This window comes from Pseudomonas sp. 31-12 (assembly GCF_003151075.1).
Taxonomy (GTDB): domain Bacteria; phylum Pseudomonadota; class Gammaproteobacteria; order Pseudomonadales; family Pseudomonadaceae; genus Aquipseudomonas.
Map to the genome: position 1 here is coordinate 448,669 of NZ_CP029482.1, position 18,799 is coordinate 467,467.

The following is an 18,799-nucleotide window of genomic DNA, read 5'->3' on the forward strand; positions in this document are numbered from 1 at the left end:
ACTGTGGGAGCGGGCTTGCCCGCGATGCTTTTAGCGGCGAAACGCCGAACCGGTATGTTGCCCAGGTAAATGCGCTTCACCGTGAAACAGCTTTTCCCGCAGGCTGCCGTTGTCATAAGCCGTTTTGTACGACCCACGCCGCTGCAACTCAGGGATCACCAGTTCAATGAAATCCACATAGCTTTCCGGCGTGACAATCCGCGTCAGGTTGAAGCCATCCAGCCCGGTCTCGGCGATCCACGATTCCAGCTCATCCGCCACTTGCTCAGGCGAACCGACCACCGTGATGTAGCGACCGCCGAGGGCGTGTTGCTCAAGCAATTTGCGTCGGGTCCAGTCGTTGTTTTGCAGGTTCCTGGTGGCCGACTGGATGGCGTTGCTCTTCACGTACTGGATCGGTTCGTCGATCTCGTATTCGGAAAAATCGATCCCGGTCGACGCCGAGAAATGCGCCACGCCTGCTTCAGCGCTGGCGTAGCTGAGGTACTCGGCGTGCTTCTTCCAGGCAAGCTCTTCGGTGGCGCCGACAATCACGTTCAAGCCCATGAACACCTTGATGTCCTCGGGATTACGCCCGGCTTCAACCGCGCTGGCGCGAACCTTGTCCACTTGCACCTTGGTCGACGGTTTGTTCTGACCGCTGATGAACACGCATTCGGCATGGCGCCCGGCGAACAGCAAACCGCGATCCGAACTGCCGGCCTGGAACAGCACCGGCGTGCGCTGCGGCGACGGTTCGCAGAGGTGGTAACCCTCGACCTGATAGAACTCGCCCTTATGCTCGACCTTGTGCACTTTCGCAGGTGAGGCGTAGATCCGTTGCTGCGGGTCATTCAGCACCGCGCCGTTTTCCCAGCTGCCTTCCCAGAGTTTGTAGAGCACTTCCAGGTATTCATCGGCCTGGTCGTAGCGGCGGTCGTGTTCCACCTGTTCGCTCAGGCCCATGGCTTTGGCGGCGCTGTCGAGGTAGCCGGTAACGATGTTCCAGCCGACCCGGCCGCGGCTCAGGTGATCGAGCGTCGACATGCGGCGGGCGAACAGATACGGCGGCTCGTACGTCAGGTTGGCGGTGAGGCCGAAGCCGAGGTTTTTGGTCACCGCCGCCATGGCCGAAACCAGCAGCAGTGGATCGTTGACCGGCAGTTGGATCGACTCTTTCAGCGGCACGTCGACGGAGTTTTGGTAAACGTCGTAAACCCCGACGATGTCCGCGATGAACAGACCGTCGAACAGCCCGCGCTCCAGCAACTGCGCCAGTTCGGTCCAGTATTCGAGGGTTTTGTATTGGGTGGAGGTGTCCCGTGGATGCGTCCACAGGCCATGGTTGATGTGCCCGATGCAATTCATGTTGAACGCGTTGAGCAGGATCTTCTTTTTCGCTTCGGCCATCAGAGGGTCCCTCGCAACGGAGGGTTTTCATCGTTGAGGTAGTAGTTGCCGACGGCGTGATACTTCCAGCGCACCGGGTCATGCAGCGTGTGCACCCGGGCGTTGCGCCAGTGGCGATCGAGGCCGTGTTCGATCAGCGTCGCCTGGCTGCCGGCCAACTCAAACAGCGTGCTGCCGGCGGCGAGGGAAATTTCGGTGCTGATGGCGCGAGCTTCGGCCACGGCAATCGAGGCAGCGGCGACGGTTTCGGCGTTGGTGTCGGCCTGAGCTTTATCGAGGAATTCGCCGGAACGTTCCAGCAAGGCTTCGGCAGCGTGCAGGCGAATGCTCAGGTGGCCGAAGCTCTTGAGCGTCAGCGGGTCGTCAGTGGCTTTTTCATGGGTGGCGTCGATCCATGGTCGGGTTTTGGTGCGCACGAAGTGCAGCGCATCTTCGTACGCAGCGCGGGCGATGCCGGTGTCGATGGCGGCGTGAAGAATCTGCGCCAGCGGGCCGACGGGGGTCGGGCGCTCGAAGGCACTTTGAAACGGGATCACGTCTTCGGCGGCGACGTAGACGTCTTCGAACACCACCGAACCGCTGCCGGTGGTGCGCTGGCCGAAACCGCTCCAGTCGTCGATGACGGTCAGGCCTTTGGCGTTGTGGGGGGCGAACGCCAATTGCTGCACGCCGTTTTCATCCACCACCGAAGTCGGAATGCGTTGCGCGTAAATCGCGCCGGTCGCGTAGAACTTGCGGCCGTTGATGCGATAACCGTCACCGTCACCGTCGCGGGTCAGGCTGGTGACGCGGTCGTGGGCCGTTTTGGTGCCCAGTTCCGCGAGGGCATTGCCGAAGCGCTGGCCGGCGAGCACTTCGGCGTACAGGCGTTTTTTCTGCTCTTCGCTGCCGTTCACGCGCAGCACTTCGAGGGCGTAAAAATGGTTCTGCGGGATTTGCCCGAGCGAGCCGTCCGCCTGGGCAATCAACGCGATGACCTTGGCCAGGGTGACGTTGGAAACGCCAGCGCCGCCGTATTCTTTTGGCACGCTGATGCCCCAGAGGCCCGAGCGGGAAAACACTTCCAGCTCCGGGTGCGGCAGGCGACGTTCGCGGTCGCGCAGGGCGCTGTCACGCTTGAAATCTTCGGCCAGATCGGTAGCGACGATCACGGCTTGCTCATCGCTGGTTATGACCGCGACGTGGTGAGAAAGAGTCATGTGTTTCTCCAGAGATCTGGTCAAAAGTGTTCTGGTCGTTAAATCCAGGAATGGCGAGCGGGCAAAGTGCCGTTCAAGTGATAAATACCGACTGCGTGGTATTTCCAGCGAACGGGATCGTGCAGCGTGTGCACGCGAGCGTTGCGCCAGTGGCGGTCGAGGTTGAATTCGGCGAGGGTCGCGCGGCTGCCGGCCAGTTCGAAAAGTTTTTCGCTGGCGAGCAGGGAGATCTCGGTGGTCAGCACTTTGGCTTCAGCCACGGCGATCGAGGCGCGCGCGGCAGACTCGGCAGTGAGTGGCGCGGCGCTGACCTGATCGAGCACTTGCCCGGCCTTGCGCAGCAGCGCTTCGGCCGCGTGCAGTTCGATTTTCAGTTTGCCGATATCGGCGATGACGTAGAGGTCATCGCTGGCCCGTTCGACCTTGGCGTCGATCCACGGCCGGGCGCGGGTTTTCACGAATTCGATGGCGTCATCGATAGCGCCGCGGGCGATGCCGGCGTCGATGGCGGCTTGAATCAATTGCGACACGGCGCCTTGGATGTTCGGGCTGTCGTTGATCTTCCAGTTGTCCAGCACCAGCTCGGCGTCGACCCGCACGTTGTTGAGCAAAATGGTGCCGCTGGCGGTTGTGCGCTGGCCGAAGCCCGACCAGTCATCAACGATGCGCAGACCTGGCGTACCGCGACGGACGAAGGCCAGCACTTGCTTGCCGTCGTCGTTCAGCGCCTTGACCGCCACCCAATGGGCGAACAGCGCGCCGGTGGAGTAAAACTTTTGCCCGCTGATGACAAAACCGTCGCCGTCGGCGGTGATTCCTGCCTTGAGTTCGAGGGTGTTTTTGGTGCCGCGTTCCGGCCCGGCATTGCCGATGCGCCAGCCTTCGAGCACGCTTTTGAACAGCTGTTTTTTCTGCGCCTCGGTGGCGCTGCCGAGCACCAGATTGAGGATGCCGAACTGGTTCTGCGGGATCTGTCCCAGTGCCGGGTCCGCCGCGGAAATGATCGCAAAGACCTCGGCCACTGTGACGAACGAAACCTGCGGGCCACCGTACTCGTGCGGGATGGCAATGCTGCCTAAACCGCTGCGGGTGAACTGTTCGATTTCCGACCATGGCAACTTGCGCTGCCGGTCACGTTTGGCTGCTTGCAGGCGGGCAACTTGCGCCAGCTCATGGGCGGCCTTGATGGCTTGTGCGTCGTTGCGCAAGACCTGCGCGGGCAACAACAACGGGGCGATGTCCAGATCACTCTGAACGATTGCATCTGCCAGACTGGACATCAGTGCCGCTCCTTGGCTGCACGCAATGCCCTGGCGATCTGCACTGGGGTGATTGTGTTCCGGACCATACCTACCTCACATCTCATGGAGTCGCCGCGATGGAGGCGGCGAACGAAAATCAAGAATGTCCGGTGGTCCGGTTTATATACCCTAAACGTGTATAAAAATTAAATAAACTAACTTTTAGAAATATACATAGAAGGGCGTCTGTTCGTAGCGCAACACTTGTTTATGCAGCAACACTTGCTCTCGTAGCCGCTGGAAAAGTTCTGTGGGAGCGGGCTTGCTCGCGAAGGCGGTGTGTCAGGCAACATTAGATGGCGACTGATATGGCCACTTCGCGAGCAAGCCCGCTCCCACAGGGACGGCGGTGTTTTCACTTCTTGCGCGGTTCGGCAGCCATGAGCGCTTCCCTCGGCCGCGCCTTCAGGTAGGGATTGGCGCACCCGATCTTGAGCCTGCGCGGCGGTGCCCAGCCGGAGTTGTTGCCCACGCGATCGAGGATGCAGTAAGTCACTTCCAGCCGAAGGTCTTCGCCCGCTTCGAGGATGATCGCCGGCGGCACCCAGACTTGAATCGGCTTATCCACCTCATCAGCCTTGAGCTGCGGCAAGTCCATGCGCACATCCCCCCAACGCAAGGTGATTTCATCGTCGACGGCCATGTTCAGGTATGGCTCGATGGTCAATGGCACGCCGCGCTTGATCTGGTTCGGATTGACCCCCTGGCGGCGAATGGTTTCGGGAATGCCCACCGGTGCCAGGTGCTCGTTGTCGTGACCGCACAGGGTGAGCGGCTGGCCGCCCGGACAATCGAGCTTGATCTGTACCCGCGTGGCAAGCGACAGCGCCGGCCCTTGTCCGACCTGCATGACGCGGTAGTGAATGCTTGAGGAGCCATTGGCGATGAAGCTTTGCGGCACACGCAGGCTGACGGCTTCGCTGACCTCATCGGCCGTGATCACGCGGGAGGCGACGTAGCAGTTGTCCCAGAACAGTTCGATCAGGTCGCCTTCGTCCATGCCAGGGTAGGGCGCCACGTCGATCAGCAGATGGGCCGCCGACGTGACATTGATGCAGGTCTTGTGGGATTGCGCCAGGGTAGGGGCCGCAAGTCCGGATTTATTCGAGGTGCTTGTCATGGGGTTCTCCTTGAAGCCTTGCAGCGAAGTCCGTTTCTGAAAGATCGAAAGGCGTGTATTACCGAGCAACAAAGTTGTTCACTATTTAAAAGTTTTAATAATGATCTGGGACGTTGATCGACGCCTGTTGGAGACTAGATAAGAGTGCGCTTGAATAGGTGTCAATAGAGGCGGCTAGTTAAGTAGTGTATTCAGTGTTATTCAGAAAAATCCTACGCTATGAAGTTAAGAAGCTGCACCGCTCCGTCGAATTTGGCAGCGCATTTATCGATTTTCAGGCGTAAGCGACGGCGACCGTGTGCTGGGGAGGGCCATGGGTTTTGCGGATTTTAGGAGAGTTAAATCTGTTTCAGGACATATATATGTACCGCATGCGGGCATAAAAATTAATCTATTGTTCGAGTCAGCAAGAAGAGAGTTTTGTGGCGGGGATAGTTGTCACTTCCGTCCATGGAAGTTAACAAATGATGAAGCGGTATTAGTGGTGAGGGTTATTCAGAAACTTGCTGAGGAACTGCTTCGTCCGCTCTTCTTTCGGATTGGCAAACAGCGCCTTGGCGTCGCCTTGTTCCACGATCACACCCTTGTCGAAAAACACCACGCGATTCGCCACGTCCCGGGCAAAGCCCATTTCGTGGGTGACGATGACCATGGTGCGCTTCTCCTCGGCCAGGCTGCGGATGGTCGCCAGCACTTCACCCACCAGCTCCGGATCGAGCGCAGAAGTGGGTTCATCGAACAGAATCACTTCCGGCTCCATCGCCAGCGCACGGGCAATCGCCACGCGCTGTTGCTGGCCTCCTGAGAGGCGTCGCGGGTAAGCATCTTCCTTGCCCGCCAGGCCAACCCTGGCCAACAGCTTTTTACCCAGGGCAACGGCGTCGGCATGCGGGATCTTCTTCACGATGATCGGGCCTTCGATGACGTTTTCCAGGGCGGTGCGATGGGGGAACAGGTTGAAGTTCTGAAACACGAAGCCGACGTGCTGTCGCAAGCGTCGCACCAGGCTTTGCTGCTGGTTCAACGGGCGGCTGCCATCGATCTCGATGTCACCGACCTTGATCCGGCCGCTGGTGGGTTCTTCGAGAAAATTCAGGCAGCGCAAGAACGTGGTTTTTCCCGAACCGCTAGGCCCGATGATCGCGACGACCTCACCTTCCTTCACTTGCAGATCGATGCCGTTGAGCACGACTTGACCCTTGAACTGCTTTGTCAGTTTTTCCACGACAATCATGGGGTCAGGACTCCTGGTCGTGCCGATTGACCCGCTCTTCCAACTTGTTCTGCAGGTGCGAGAGCACCGTGGCCAGAATCCAGTAGATCAGCGCGGCGGCAAGGTACATGGTGAACACTTCGAAGGTGCGTGCTGTGATCAGCTGCGCCTGGCGGAACAGCTCCGGTACCTGGATGGTGGCGGCCAGCGCGGTGTCCTTGACCAGTGAAATGAAGCTGTTGCCCAGCGGCGGCAATGCGGTGCGCATCGCTTGCGGGATGATGGCCCGGCGCAGGGTCTGCGCACGGGTCATGCCGATGCTGGCGGCAGCTTCCCACTGACCGCGCTCGATGGAGCTGATCGCGGAACGCAGAATTTCACAGGCGTAAGCGGCCATGTTCAGCGAGAAGCCGATCAGGGCCGCCGGCAGCGGATCGAGTTCCATGCCCAATTGCGGCAAGCCGTAATAGATCACGAACAGTTGCACCAGCAACGGCGTGCCGCGAAAGAACGACACGTAGATGCGGGCGATCCAGCTCACCAGCTTGAAGCGCGACAGGCGCATCAGTGCCAGGCCAAAGCCCAGCATGAGGCCGAAGAACATCCCGCCCAGGCTCAAGATGACCGTGTAGTAGGCCCCCTTGAGCAGGAAGGGCAGGGAGTCCAGTGCGAGTTGGAAAGCTTCTTCCATTATTGAGTGACGTCAGCGCTGAAGTATTTTTCCGAAAGCTTTTTCAGCGTGCCGTCGGCGCGCAGCTTCTCGATGGCTTTGTTCACCGCAGCCAGCAACTCAGGCTCGCCTTTGCGCAGGGCAATACCGGCTTCCTGACGGGAGAACGCTTCGCCGGCGGCGGTAGTGTCCTTGGCCTTTTTGGCGTATTCGAGCGCGGCGAGGCGATCGATCAGAATGGCGTCGATGCGGCCGACACGCAGATCCTGGAACTTGGTCGGATCATCGTCATAGGTCTTGATGATGGCTTTTGGTTGATTGTCCTTGAGCCACTGCTCGTAATTGGTGCCCAGGCCTACACCGACTTTTTTGCCGGCCAGATCGGCGGCAGACTTGATGTTCAGCTCCGCAGCCTTCTTGGTCAGAACCAGCGCCTGAATCCCGGAAACGGTGTACGGCTCGGAGAAGTCATACTTCTTCTTGCGCTCTTCGGAGATGGTCACCTGGTTGATCACCGCGTCCAGACGTTTGGATTCCAGCGCCGCGAGGATGCCGTCCCATTTGGTCGGTTGCAGTTTGACCTTCACGCCCAGCTCTTTGGCCAGGGCTTCGGAGAACTCGACTTCGAAACCGGCCAGTTTGCCGTCGGCGTCGACGAAGCTGAACGGCGGGTAGGTGCCTTCCAGACCGACGTTGATCACGCCTGCGTCCTTGATTTTTTGCAGCTGCTCACCGGCAACCGCTTGCCCCAGCAGGCCGGCGCTCAGCGCCAGGCCCAGCGAACCGACCAGCAGATTTCGACGTAGTGCGGAAAAATTCATGACAAGCCCCTGTGTTTTCTTATGAAGACGCTTTTAGGAATGTTGGCAAAATCGGGATTTGGACGACTGCAATATCCTGCCCTAAAGCAGCGTATGCGTCTCGCTGCAAATTCGCCTGCGGCGTGACTATATGATGGCGGCTTTAGATAAGAAAATAATGAATATTGAGTTTGTTATTCATTTATTGCATATGAAACTCACGCAATCCCCTGTGGCGAGGGGGCTTGCTCCCGTTCGACTGCGCAGCAGTCGCAAACGCAGTCTCCGCGTACAACTGAGAAACCGTGCTGCAGGTCTTGGGGATGCTGCGCACCCCAGCGGGAGCAAGCTCCCTCGCCACGGAATACTTCAACTGGTCAGCGAATCTTTGTAGGCAAACAACGCCGGCGCCCCGCCCGTGTGCAGGAAGATGATCGGGCCCTCGTTAAAGCGCTGACGACCGATGCCATCAAGCAACCCGGCCATGGCTTTCCCGGTGTAAACCGGATCCAGCAACAACCCTTCCTGACTCGCCACCAGCTTCACCGCCGCCAGTGTCCCGGCATTCGGCTCGCCATAACGCGGGCCGAAATATTCGTCCCACAACTCGACCTTGAAACTCGCCGGCAGGCTCACGCCCAGCAACTCGGCAGTGCGCTCGGCCAGGCCTTGGACTTTCGGCCGCTGATCTTCATCGCTGCGGGAAACCGTGACACCAATCACTGGCAAATCCGGCAGTGCTTCACTCAGTGCCAGCGCCAGACCACTGTGGGTCCCGGCACTGCCCGAGGCCAGGACCACGGCGGCGAATTCCAGGCCGGTGTCCTTGATCTGTTCCGCCAGTTCCAGCCCTGCGCGCACATAACCCAAAGCGCCCAGTGCGTTGGAGCCACCAATTGGCACCAGATACGGCTTCTTGCCGTTATTGCGCAGACGATCGGCCAGGGCCTGCAATTGCTCGTCGGCGTTGTCGAGGTTTTCCACCAGCTCGACCTTGGCATCGAACAGGTCCAGCAGCAGCCGATTGCCGTTGCCGAGATAGTTGGCGTCGTCGGTGCCCAACGGGTTTTCCAGCAGTGCGATGCAGCTCAGGCCAAGCTTGGCAGCAATGGCGGCGGTCTGGCGCACGTGGTTGGACTGAAGCGCGCCAGCGGTGATCAATGTGTCGGCGCCCTGGGCCAGGGCATCGGCCGCCAGGTATTCAAGTTTGCGTAGCTTGTTGCCGCCCATGGCCAGCGGTGTCAGGTCATCGCGTTTGACGTACAGATCGCGACCGAGCCAGGTCGACAGGCGTTCGAGTTTTTCCAGAGCGGTAGGGTGGCCGAGGAGGTCGAGGCGGTTAAAGCGGGCAAGCTGTTGTTTGATCATGGGTCCGTACTGGCCAAGGGAGATGTCAGGACTATAGGCACGCCTATATGCGTGGGCAACCGCCAATCTTATATATCCAAAAGTGCTGAACACAGCACTATTGGTTCTTAATTCGGCTTCCGGACCTTGCCGTAAAGTAACTGTCGATAGCGCGGCCAGACAGTCCGGCCGCCCGTGAGGAGTTTTTACCGTGAGCGAGCGTTCCAGCCATTGGCAATTGCAGACCATCGTCAGCCAACTGCGTACGGCACGCGATCAGTGGCGTGCGCAAAACGGCCGTGCCAGCGGCGAGCAGGGCGGTCGCGAATTGCCTTCCCGGGCCGCCATGGCGGAGATTCTTGAAGCGCTGTGCGGTGCGCTGTTTCCGATGCGTCTGGGGCCGGTGGATTTGCGTGAGGAGAGTGAAGACTTCTACGTCGGCCACACGCTGGATGTCGCGTTGAACGCGTTGCTGGCGCAGGCGCGACTCGAACTGCGTTACGCCGCTCGCCACAGCGCCGCAGCCGACACTGAAGTCGAAGCCAAGACCATTGCGATCATTCAGGACTTCGCCCTCGCGTTGCCGGGGCTGCGCAGCTTGCTGGACACCGATGTGCTGGCGGCTTATCACGGCGACCCGGCGGCCCGTAGCGTCGATGAAGTGTTGCTGTGCTATCCGGGGATTCTGGCGGTGATTCACCATCGTCTGGCGCACCATTTGTACCGCGCCGGGTTGCCGCTGCTGGCGCGGATCAGCGCAGAGATTGCCCATTCGGCCACCGGTATCGACATCCATCCGGGCGCGCAGATCGGTCGCAGCTTCTTCATCGATCACGGGACGGGTGTGGTCATCGGCGAGACGGCGATCATTGGTGAGCGCGTGCGGATTTACCAGGCCGTGACCCTGGGCGCCAAGCGCTTCCCATCGGATGAGGACGGGCAGTTGCAGAAGGGCCATCCGCGGCATCCGATTGTCGAGGATGATGTGGTGATCTATGCCGGCGCGACGATTCTGGGGCGGATTACTATCGGCAAGGGTTCGACCATTGGCGGCAATGTCTGGCTGACCCGCAGCGTGCCGCCTGGTTGCAACCTGACGCAGGCGAATCTGCAACATGATGATGGGACGCAGAAGTAAGGCCTGAATCTCTAGTGGTCTTGCTGACGCCATCGCGGGCAAGCCTCGCTCCCACAGGTTTTGTATCGTTCGCAAAATTTTCGTTCGACACAAAACCTGTGGGAGCGGGTTTGCCCGCGAATGGTTTCAAGACGAACCGAAATACTGGCATTTAGCTAATTTCCCGCTGAACGAATCCTCCAAATCCCCCGTCATACCCATCCTTGAGCTAGCGTACAGAACGTACCGCCGAGCCCTGCGATTAGTCCTTAGCACCCTATTCATGTTTAACTTGAACGCTCATTCAAGTTAAACCGCCGGTTTGCTGCCCGTTCACAACAGGAGGCTTGCCTTGCCGAGTCCGTTACTGATTGCCCTGTTTCACCCCTTCGAGGTGCACCTTCCATGAGTGCATCGTCCCTCCCTCCAAGCGGCCAGGTCCGCATGAATCCGCCGGTGTTTTACTTCGCGGCGACTTTCATCCTGCTGTTCGGCATCGTTGTCATCGCCATGCCTGAACAGGCCGGCGCCTGGCTGCTGGAAGCGCAAAACTGGGCGGCCAACACGGTCGGCTGGTATTACATGCTCGCGATGACGCTGTATCTGGTCTTCGTGGTGGTCACCGCCTTGTCCGGCTACGGCAAGATCAAGCTCGGTGCCGACCACGACGAACCCGAATTCAGTTACCTGTCCTGGGCCGGCATGCTGTTCGCCGCCGGGATCAGCATCACGCTGTTCTTCTTCTGTGTGTCCGAACCGCTGACCCACTTGGCGCAACCGCCCCAAGGCGAGGCCGGCACGGCGGATGCGGCGCGGCAGGCGATGCAGATTCTGTTTCTGCACTGGGGCTTGCACGGCTGGGGCGTGTTCGCTTTTGTCGGCATGGCGCTGGCGTACTTTGCCTATCGACACAACCTGCCGCTGGCCCTGCGTTCGGCGCTCTATCCGCTGATCGGCAAGCGCATCAACGGCCCGATCGGATATGCGGTGGACGGCTTCGGCATCATCGCCACCGTGTTCGGCCTCGGCGCCGACATGGGCTTCGGGGTGTTGCACCTCAACTCGGGCCTGGACTATCTGTTCGGCATCGCTCACACCCAGTGGATTCAGGTCGGCCTGATCACGCTGATGATGGGCGCGGCGATCATCGTTGCGGTGTCCGGCGTCGACAAGGGCGTGCGGGTGATGTCCGACATCAACATGCTGCTGGCCTGTGCACTGCTGCTGTTCGTGTTGTTCGCTGGCCCGACTCAGCACCTGCTCAACACTCTGATTCAGAACATCGGCGACTACCTCGGCGCCTTGCCGATGAAGAGTTTCGACCTGTACGCCTACGACAAGCCTAGCGACTGGCTGGGCGGCTGGACCGTGTTCTATTGGGCCTGGTGGATTGCGTGGTCGCCGTTCGTGGGTCTGTTCATCGCGCGGATTTCCCGTGGCCGGACCATCCGCGAATTCGTCTTCGGCGTGCTGCTGATTCCGCTCGGTTTCACCCTGGCGTGGATGTCGATCTTCGGCAACAGCGCCATCGACCAGGTGCTCAACCACGGCATGACCGCGCTCGGCATGTCGGCCGTCGACAACCCGTCGATGACCCTCTACCTGCTGCTGGAAACCTATCCGTGGAGCAAAACCGTGATTGCGGTCACGGTGTTCATCAGCTTCGTGTTCTTCGTCACCTCGGCCGACTCCGGCACCGTGGTGCTGTCGACGCTGTCCGCCAAGGGCGGTAATCCGGATGAAGACGGGCCGAAATGGCTGCGGGTGTTCTGGGGCGCCATGACCGCGCTGGTAACCAGTGCGCTGCTGTTCTCCGGCAGCATCGATGCGCTGAAGTCAGCGGTGGTGCTGACCTCGTTGCCGTTCTCGATGATTTTGCTGCTGATGATGTGGGGGCTGCACAAGGCGTTCTACCTGGAGTCGCAGAAACAGATCGCACAGCTGCATTCCCTGGCACCGGTGTCCGGTTCGCGGCGTGGCGGTTGGCGTCAGCGCTTGACTCAGGCCGTGCATTTCCCGTCTCGCGATGAGGTTTATCGATTCCTCGATACGACGGTGCGCCCGGCGATTGAAGAGGTGAGTGCGGTGTTCGTCGAGAAGGGTTTGAACGTGGTCACTCAGCCGGACCCGGCCAACGACAACGTCAGCCTGGAAATCGGTCACGGCGAGGAGCATCCCTTTATCTATCAGGTGCAGATGCGTGGTTACTTCACGCCATCGTTTGCCCGTGGCGGCATGGGTTCCAAGGAACTCAACAACCGTCGTTATTACCGTGCTGAAGTGCATTTGAGCGAGGGCAGTCAGGACTACGATCTGGTGGGTTACACCAAGGAACAGATCATCAACGACATCCTTGATCAGTACGAACGGCACCTGCAGTTCTTGCATCTGGTGCGTTGATCGCCGGGGCGGTGGTGCTCATGTTTCAGTGCTCAGCACCATGAACAGCACCATCGCCGCTACCGGTACACCGAACACGGCGCTGCCGACCACCAGTTCCGTGCTCAACGGCTGACCGGCATGCACCATGCCGACCGCGCCGTTGATCAACGTCAGGGCCAGCCACAGCACCACAAAACTGTAGGCCAGGGTCTGGCGGCTGAAGCCGATTTTCTCGCCGATGAACAGCATCAGCGCCAGCAGGATCAGGCCGAAGGTGATGATGATCGTGGTGTGCATGATGCATTCCGTCCTTTAGATGTGTGCTGCCCTCAAGATCGCCTTCGCGGGCAAGCCCGCTCCCACAGGGATCGTCAGTGAACATAATGCTTGTGTTTACCGGCATCCCCTGTGGGAGCGAGGCTTGCCCGCGAAGGCGTCTGGCCTGCCTGCAAACCAGCTTAAACCAATCCACCATTAGCCCGCAGAATCTGTCCATTGACCCAAGCCGAATCCGATCACCGCGCCGATGCCGCGGGAGGCGCCGGTCACGAGGGCAACTTTCGAAGTTTGAGGGGGCATGGCGGTGATTCCTACTGTCCATCAGCGAGGCCGACCGCTTTGTCGACCTGATCGCAGAAGGCGACGACCGCGTCCTGCGCGCCGGCACCTTGAGTGATTTGGCGCTGATCGGAAAACGCATCTCCAACCTGCGCAGGCAGTCACCATCAGTACAAGCATCCGGGCAAGCCCGGAAGGGTGACGATAAAACACCCTGACTCGGATCTTCCAAAAGGGACGATCAACAGCATATTGAAACAGGCGGGTCTGAAATGAGGCCCGAGATCGGAAACGAGAGCCTCGAAGGGCCACATCACAGGAAGGGCTCGCCGAAATGAAATTCCCGGTCGTTCTGCACAAGGATGCCGACTCAGACTACGGAGTGATTATCCCGGACGTACCGGGTTGCTTCTCCGCAGGCGCTACTGTGGCGCAGGCATTTGAAAACGTAAAAGAGGCGTTGTCATTGCACTATGAAGGCCTGGTCGCCGATGGCGATCCACTTCCTCAGATACGCGAGATCGATGCTCACCTTGATAATCCCGATTACGCTGGTGGCGTGTGGGGTGTGGTCGAGTTCGATATCACGCCGTACTTCGGTAAGTCAGTGCGTTTCAATGCCACATTGCCGGAGCAGTTGCTTGAGCGTATCGATCAGACGGTCAGGCGGGATCAGCGATATAGCTCAAGGTCTGGCTTTTTGGCGGCTGCCGCGCTACGTGAGTTGTCGGCTTAAACGTTGAAGGATTAAAAATCTGTGAAACGTTTCAGCATTTTCTCGAGTCCGAGGTTTATCGGCGTTTGTCTGGGCGTATGCTGGGCAACTTGCGAAGCAGTCGATACCAACTTCAAGACAGACAAGAGAGGATTCGATGACTTACACCGCTGCCGAAAACCGCTACGACTCTATCCCTTACCGCCGCGTGGGCCGCAGCGGTCTGGTGCTGCCGGCGCTGTCCCTGGGCTTGTGGCACAACTTCGGCGACAGCACGCCGATCGATACTCAACGTTCGTTGTTGCGCACCGCGTTCGACCTGGGCATCAACCACTTCGACCTGGCCAACAACTATGGCCCGCCGTACGGCAGCGCCGAGATCAACTTCGGTCGTTTGCTGCGTGAAGACTTCAAGCAGTACCGCGACGAGCTGATCATCTCGAGCAAGGCCGGTTGGGACATGTGGCCCGGTCCTTACGGTCAGGGCGGCGGTTCGCGCAAATACGTGCTGGCCAGCCTCGACCAGAGCCTGCAACGCTTGGGCTTGGACTACGTGGACATCTTCTACTCCCATCGCTTCGACCCGGACACGCCACTGGAAGAAACCGCCAGTGCGCTGGCCACTGCCGTGCAGCAGGGCAAGGCGTTGTACATCGGTATCTCGTCGTATTCCGGGGTGAAAACCCGTGAGATGGCGGCGCTGTTGAAAGAGTGGAAAGTGCCGTTGCTGATTCACCAACCGGCGTACAACCTGCTCAATCGCTGGGTGGAAAACGACCTGCTGGATGTCACCGACGAACTTGGCACCGGCGTGATTGCGTTCACGCCGCTGGCGCAGGGCTTGTTGACCGACAAATACCTCAATGGCATTCCGAAGGATGCTCGGGTCAACCGTCCGGGTGGTGGTTCGTTGCAGGAATCTCATCTGTCCGAAGCCAACATCGCCCATGTGCGTGGGCTCAACGAAATCGCCAAGCGTCGCGGTCAGAGCCTGGCGCAACTGGCGCTGGCGTGGACGCTGCGCGATCCGCGCGTGACTTCGGCGCTGATCGGCGCGAGCCGGCCGGAGCAGATTATCGAGAACGTCGGGGCGTTGAAGAATTTGAGCTTTAGTGCTGAGGAGCTGGCGGAGATTGATCGGTTTGCCCAAGAGGGTGGGATCAATCTTTGGGAGAAGCCTTCGACGGCTGAATAAGTGTTCGGCGCCGGGTCTTCCGGCGCCTGTCATGTCGCCTTCGCGAGCAAGCCCGCTCCCACAGGGGAACGCATTCCCAATGTAGGAGCGGGCTTGCTCGCGAAGGGGCCAGACCAGTCAATAAAGAAATCAGCGTTCAGTTAAAAAACGGCACATCCCCCAACACCGTAGCCCGCTGCATCACCCGCCGTGCCGGCCGGTAATCGTCCACGGCGTAATGCTGTGTCACACGGTTATCCCAGAACGCCACATCGTCTTTCTGCCAACGCCAGCGGATCGTAAATTCTGGCCGCGTTGCGTGAGCAAACAGAAACTTCAGAATCGTTTCACTCTCGGTTTCCGACAGCTCATTGATCTTCGATGTGAAGCCTTCATTGACGAATAACGACCGACGCCCGCTCACCGGGTGCGTGCGAATCACCGGGTGCGACAATGGCGGATTTTTGCGGCGCACTTCTTCCCACTGAGCCAATGCTTCAGGCGTGTTGCCATAACGCTCCAGCGGGAACGAGCGAGTGAAATCGTGAGTGGCGGTCAGCCCTTCGAGCAAGCTTTTCAGCGGCGCCGACAACGCTTCATACGCCGCAATGCCGCTGGCCCACAACGTGTCGCCACCAAACTCCGGCAACAGCTTGGCACTCAGCACCGCGCCCATGGCCGGGGTCGGCAGGAAGGTCACGTCGGTGTGCCAGATCGCGTTGTCGCGCACGTCGGTGACGGCGGTGTCGAGGATCAACACTTCGGGCTGTTCCGGCACGTTCGGGTAGATAGGGTGGATGTGCAGATCGCCAAAGTTTGCGGCGAATCGTGCCTGCTGCTGAGGTGTGATCGGCTGGTCGCGGAAGAACAATACTTGATGCTTGAGCAGCGCTTGCTCGATGGCATCGCGCTGTTCCCGATTCAGCGGCTGGCTCACGTCGATGCCGCTGATTTGCGCGCCGAGGGCGTAGCTGAGGGGAACGATGGTCAGGTTACTCATGGTCTTTCTCTTCAATCCAGGGTGCCGAGCTGTCGGCATGGTCAATGACAAATCTTTAGTGAGCCTGGCCGTGCCACGGCACCAGTTTGCGCTGCAGGGCGCGCAGGCCCATTTCCATGGCGAAGGCGATCAGCGCGATGACCAGAATCCCCAGCACCACCACATCGGTGACCAGGAACTGCGCGGCCGACTGCACCATGAAGCCCAAACCGCTGGTGGCGGCAATCAGTTCGGCGGCGACCAGCGTCGACCAACCCACACCCAGACCGATACGCACGCCAGTCAAAATATCCGGCAAGGCACTCGGCAGAATCACATGGCGAATCAACTGCGCCCGGGTCGCGCCCAACGATTGCGCGGCGCGCAATTTGGCCGGGTCGACGGTACGCACGCCGGTCGCGGTAGCGATGGCAATCGGGGCGAAGATCGCGAGGTAGATCAGCAAGACTTTCGACAGCTCACCGATGCCGCACCAGATCACGATCAGCGGCAGATAAGCCAGCGGTGGAATAGGGCGGTAGAACTCGATCAGCGGATCGAGAACGCCGCGCGCGATGCGGTTGTGGCCGATGGCGATGCCGACGGGCACGGCGGTCAGCACGGCAAAGCCAAGGCCCAGACCGATACGGCTGAGACTCGCGCCCAAGTGCTGCCACAACGTGGAATCCATGTAGCCGGTGGTCACCAGTAGCCAGCCTTTTTGCAGCACGGCGGACGGTGGCGGCAGGAACAGCGGTTCGATCATTCCAGTGGCGGTAACGGCCCACCAAATGACAACGAGCGCCACCAGCGTCAGCAAGCTGATCCACCGAGTGCTGAGGCTGCGTCGCACCGGAATGGCTGCGGACCCTGGTTTCACCGCAACGGTAGGAATTTCATAGCTGCTCATGCGCGCTCCTTCCGCTGGGCGGTACTGCGTTGGGAGAACACTTTGGCGAGCACGTGTTCGCGGGTTTCGATGAAGCGCGGGTCGGATTTGATCGAGCGAGCCGACTCACCGGCCGCGTAACGCTGACCGAAATCCAGGCTCAGGCGCTCAACGATTTGCCCAGGATTCGGCGCCAGCAGAATCAAATCCGTGGCGAGGAACACCGCTTCTTCGATGTCGTGGGTAATCAGGAATACCGGTTTGGCGGTGCGCTGCCAGACTTGTAGCAGCAGCTCCTGCATCTGTTCGCGGGTGAAGGCGTCGAGGGCGCCGAAGGGTTCATCCATCAGCAACACGCGCGGGTCGGCGGCGAGGGCTCGAGCCAAACCGACACGCTGTTTCTGACCGCCCGAGAGCTGCCAGATGCGGCGGCTTTCGAAACCGGAAAGGTCCACCAGCGCGAGCATTTCCCGAGCACGGATTTCGCGTTTTTCTCGGGATACACCCGCCAGTTCCAGGCCGAAACCGACGTTGGCCAACACGTCCTGCCAAGGCAGCAGGGCGTCGTCCTGGAACACCACGCCGCGTTCGGCGCTCGGGCCTTTGACCGGTACGCCGTCCAGGGTGATGCGCCCGGCGCTGGGCTCGACGAAACCGGCAATCAGGTTCAACAGCGAAGTCTTGCCACTGCCGGACGGGCCGAGGGCCACCAGCAATTGCTGGGGCCCCAGGCTCAGGGAAATATCCGCCAGTACCGGTTCGGCGGCGCCGGGGTACTGTGCGCTGATGCGCTCCAGCTGTAGCAAAGCCATCGCGGTTAACTCCCGATTAGTTGGTGATGTACTTGGCGCTGACGTACGGCGCGTAGTCCGGCAGCACAGCCTCGACCTTGCCTTGTTCCTTGAGGAACACAGCGGTGTCGGTGATGGCCTTGGTGGTCGGCGCGCCGAGAGTAATCACTTGATCAGCCGCCAGCGGGAAGACGTTGCCCTGCAGCAGCAACGGAATGTCGCTGGCTTTGGCGCCGGAGAGTTTCACCAGTTTGTCTACGTTGGATTGATTGGCGAGCCAGGCTTTGGGGTCTTTGCGGTAATCGGCGTAGGCATCCAGGGTCACTTTGGCGAACGCGGTGACGATTTCCGGGTGCTTCTCGGCGAAGTCTTTACGCACGATCCACGCATCGAAGGTCGGCGCGCCGAACTTGGCCAATTCGCCGGAGGTGATCAGCACCTTGCCGTTTTCCTTGGCGACGCCGAGTGCTGGGTCCCACACGTAAGTGGCGTCGATGTCACCGCGTTTCCATGCGGCGATGATGGCGGGCGGAGCGAGGTTGAGTACGGTGACTTTCGACGGGTCGATGTTCCAGTGCTTCAGCGCCGCCAGCAGGCTGTAGTGGCCGGTGGAAACGAACGGCACGGCGATTTTCTTGCCGATCAGGTCCTGCGGGGTTTTGATCCCGGAACCGTCGCGGGCGACCAGGGCTTCGGCGGCGCCGATCTGGGTGGCGATGAGGAAGGTTTCGACCGGGACTTTGCGGGTGATGGCCGCCGTTAGCGGGCTGGAACCGAGGTAGCCGATCTGCACATCGCCGGAAGCGATGGCGGCGATGATGTCGGCGCCATTGTCGAATTTGCGCCAGTCGATCTTGGCGTTGGTGGCTTTTTCGTAAGCGCCGTCGGCCTGGGCGACTTTCGCCGGGTCTACGGTGGTCTGGTAGGCGACGGTGACGTCAGCCGCCTGGGCAAAGAAACTCGCCGCAGCCAGAGACGCGGCCGCCAGGAGGCGAAGGGGGAAAGTCAGTTTCATTGAGAAGCTCCTTGTCAGGCGACCGAGAGTCGGCGTGAAAAGGAGACTAAATGATCTAAGAATCCGAAAATAAATAACTTTTTCGAATGAGCATATGAGCGGAAAATTCTAAGGCCCGTTACTGTGGATTGCTTTTGTGG

Annotated in this window: 17 protein-coding genes and 2 pseudogenes; 6 read left to right on the plus strand and 13 right to left on the minus strand. The window is 59.7% G+C overall.

The annotated features are described in order from the left end of the window. Positions 1–30: 30 nt before the first annotated feature. The 8 genes from DJ564_RS02060 to DJ564_RS02095 form a co-directional block, all read right to left on the minus strand. The gene (locus tag DJ564_RS02060) at positions 31–1,389 is read right to left on the minus strand and encodes an LLM class flavin-dependent oxidoreductase (protein ID WP_109627291.1); all 1,359 of its coding nucleotides are present in this window, start codon (positions 1,387–1,389) and stop codon (positions 31–33) included. Continuing rightward, complete coding sequence (locus DJ564_RS02065; protein ID WP_109627293.1) at positions 1,389–2,588, minus strand: SfnB family sulfur acquisition oxidoreductase; 1,200 nt, start codon at positions 2,586–2,588, stop codon at positions 1,389–1,391. The genes DJ564_RS02060 and DJ564_RS02065 overlap by 1 nt, the downstream gene beginning before the upstream one ends. 38 nt (positions 2,589–2,626) lie before the next feature. Beyond that, positions 2,627–3,868 (minus strand): SfnB family sulfur acquisition oxidoreductase, encoded by a 1,242-nt coding sequence (locus DJ564_RS02070; protein WP_109627295.1) that lies wholly within the window; start codon positions 3,866–3,868, stop codon positions 2,627–2,629. A gap of 376 nt (positions 3,869–4,244) precedes the next feature. After that, entirely contained in the window at positions 4,245–5,009 is a 765-nt protein-coding gene (locus DJ564_RS02075; protein ID WP_109627297.1) for a hypothetical protein, read from the minus strand. A 478-nt stretch (positions 5,010–5,487) separates the two neighbouring features. Continuing rightward, on the minus strand, positions 5,488–6,243 hold the full coding sequence (gene tcyN, locus DJ564_RS02080; protein WP_109627299.1) for an L-cystine ABC transporter ATP-binding protein TcyN: 756 nt from the start codon (positions 6,241–6,243) through the stop codon (positions 5,488–5,490). Between the two features lie 4 nt (positions 6,244–6,247). After that, complete coding sequence (gene tcyL, locus DJ564_RS02085; protein ID WP_010464804.1) at positions 6,248–6,913, minus strand: cystine ABC transporter permease; 666 nt, start codon at positions 6,911–6,913, stop codon at positions 6,248–6,250. Beyond that, positions 6,913–7,713, minus strand: coding sequence for a cystine ABC transporter substrate-binding protein (gene tcyJ, locus DJ564_RS02090; RefSeq protein WP_109627301.1), 801 nt, complete (start codon positions 7,711–7,713; stop codon positions 6,913–6,915). The genes tcyL and tcyJ overlap by 1 nt, the downstream gene beginning before the upstream one ends. A 348-nt stretch (positions 7,714–8,061) precedes the next feature. Then, positions 8,062–9,060, minus strand: a complete 999-nt coding sequence (locus DJ564_RS02095; RefSeq protein WP_109627303.1) for a D-cysteine desulfhydrase — start codon at positions 9,058–9,060, stop codon at positions 8,062–8,064. A gap of 190 nt (positions 9,061–9,250) precedes the next feature. Here DJ564_RS02095 and epsC point away from each other — a divergent pair, with 190 nt between their 5' ends. After that, entirely contained in the window at positions 9,251–10,177 is a 927-nt protein-coding gene (epsC, locus tag DJ564_RS02100; protein ID WP_109627305.1) for a serine O-acetyltransferase EpsC, read from the plus strand. A gap of 423 nt (positions 10,178–10,600) precedes the next feature. After that, positions 10,601–12,556, plus strand: coding sequence for a choline transporter BetT (gene betT / locus DJ564_RS02110; protein WP_169857611.1), 1,956 nt, complete (start codon positions 10,601–10,603; stop codon positions 12,554–12,556). Between the two features lie 18 nt (positions 12,557–12,574). On the opposite strand, the gene DJ564_RS02115 is transcribed toward betT, so the two are convergent. Continuing rightward, positions 12,575–12,835, minus strand: a complete 261-nt coding sequence (locus tag DJ564_RS02115) for a hypothetical protein (RefSeq protein ID WP_109627310.1) — start codon at positions 12,833–12,835, stop codon at positions 12,575–12,577. A gap of 296 nt (positions 12,836–13,131) precedes the next feature. On the opposite strand from DJ564_RS02115, the pseudogene DJ564_RS32305 reads away from it, so the two are divergent. From DJ564_RS32305 to mgrA, 4 genes and pseudogenes are all read left to right on the plus strand, one after another. Next, positions 13,132–13,254, plus strand: a pseudogene (locus tag DJ564_RS32305) (LysR family transcriptional regulator); the annotation flags it as partial. Beyond that, positions 13,253–13,372, plus strand: a pseudogene (locus DJ564_RS02125) (type II toxin-antitoxin system HicA family toxin); the annotation flags it as partial. The pseudogenes DJ564_RS32305 and DJ564_RS02125, both read left to right, overlap by 2 nt. 58 nt (positions 13,373–13,430) lie before the next feature. Then, entirely contained in the window at positions 13,431–13,832 is a 402-nt protein-coding gene (locus tag DJ564_RS02130) for a type II toxin-antitoxin system HicB family antitoxin (RefSeq protein ID WP_109627312.1), read from the plus strand. 136 nt (positions 13,833–13,968) lie between these two features. Further along, a complete protein-coding gene (gene mgrA, locus DJ564_RS02135; protein ID WP_109627314.1) occupies positions 13,969–15,006 on the plus strand; it encodes an L-glyceraldehyde 3-phosphate reductase in 1,038 nt (345 codons plus the stop codon). Positions 15,007–15,142: 136 nt separating this feature from the next. Here the strand turns inward: mgrA and tauD are convergent, their stop codons facing one another. Genes tauD through tauA form a run of 4 tightly spaced genes read right to left on the minus strand, consistent with a single transcriptional unit; the run spans position 15,143 to position 18,659 of the window. Next, on the minus strand, positions 15,143–15,985 hold the full coding sequence (gene tauD, locus DJ564_RS02140; RefSeq protein WP_109627316.1) for a taurine dioxygenase: 843 nt from the start codon (positions 15,983–15,985) through the stop codon (positions 15,143–15,145). Between the two features lie 55 nt (positions 15,986–16,040). Continuing rightward, the gene (gene tauC / locus DJ564_RS02145) at positions 16,041–16,874 is read right to left on the minus strand and encodes a taurine ABC transporter permease TauC (RefSeq protein ID WP_109627318.1); all 834 of its coding nucleotides are present in this window, start codon (positions 16,872–16,874) and stop codon (positions 16,041–16,043) included. Next, positions 16,871–17,665: a taurine ABC transporter ATP-binding subunit gene (gene tauB / locus DJ564_RS02150; RefSeq protein WP_109627320.1), complete on the minus strand. Its 795-nt coding sequence runs from the start codon at positions 17,663–17,665 to the stop codon at positions 16,871–16,873. The genes tauC and tauB overlap by 4 nt, the downstream gene beginning before the upstream one ends. A 16-nt stretch (positions 17,666–17,681) precedes the next feature. Next, a complete protein-coding gene (gene tauA, locus DJ564_RS02155; RefSeq protein WP_109627321.1) occupies positions 17,682–18,659 on the minus strand; it encodes a taurine ABC transporter substrate-binding protein in 978 nt (325 codons plus the stop codon). Positions 18,660–18,799 lie beyond the last annotated feature (140 nt).